The 865-nt window shown below is 67.3% G+C and carries 1 protein-coding gene; it reads right to left on the reverse strand.

Going from position 1 to position 865, the window contains the following annotated elements:
- The coding region (locus sphsw_RS20325) for a TIGR03915 family putative DNA repair protein (RefSeq protein WP_042466728.1) at positions 1-865 on the reverse strand (865 nt) is incomplete at both ends.

Genomic DNA, 865 nt, shown 5'->3' on the forward strand with positions numbered 1-865 from the left:
GATCCTCCTGGTCGCCTGGCTGTTCGCCGACGAACATCAGTGGCGCGTCGATCGGCCCCTCGCCGAACACGGTCTGGGTCGCGGGCTTGTAGAGCGGGCAGCGGGTGCAGCCCGCGGCCTCGTCGCGCAGCGCCGCCCAGGCGATCATGCTGTTGCCGCCGACGACGTCGCGAGCGCGCTCGATCATCCCGCTCTCGCGTGCCTGTGCGGTGGCAATCATGCCGGGGACGAGATCGGTTTCAGGCATGTTCTTCCAGTATTTGCGGGGCATCTCCTTCAACATCGCGCCGATTTTCACGCGCGCGGGGTTGAAGGTGCTGGCGTAATAGGTCTTCCAGACCTCTTCGGTCGGATCGCCCTCGGGTGCGTCGGTCTTCTTGGCGCCCGGTCCTTCGCTGAGCATCGTCCCGTCCCAGTGGATCGAGACGTCGGGGGTCAGGATCGACCAGCGCATGCTCGCGAAGCGGTTGACGAAGAAGGCGGCGTTGGCGCGGACGATGTGGTGATCGGGTTCGAACCAGGCGACGAACCGGGTTGCGCCCTCCTCCTCGACCTCGCGGAAGCGCAGGAACGCGCGCATCTTGTGGATGTCACGGCGGACATCCTTGGCGATCCGGTCGAGCCGTCGCACGAGAGGATCGGCCCGATCCTCGATCAGCTTGGGTTCCCGGCGCAGGCGGTGGAGCAGCGTGTAAAGCAACGCGAACCGCTCCGGATCGCTCCCGAGGATGACGCTGCGGGCAAGATCGAGGAACGCGCGCGGGACCGAGACGGTCGCGGAGGCAGCCCGCGGCGCGGATGCTGCAGGAGGATCCGATGGCACCGTCCCGAACAGGTCGGCGGGGGCACTGCCCACCTGCCACAC

Origin of the sequence: Sphingomonas sp. FUKUSWIS1 (genome assembly GCF_000733135.1) — a bacterium.
In the GTDB taxonomy this organism is placed as follows: Bacteria; Pseudomonadota; Alphaproteobacteria; order Sphingomonadales; family Sphingomonadaceae; genus Sphingomonas; species Sphingomonas aerolata.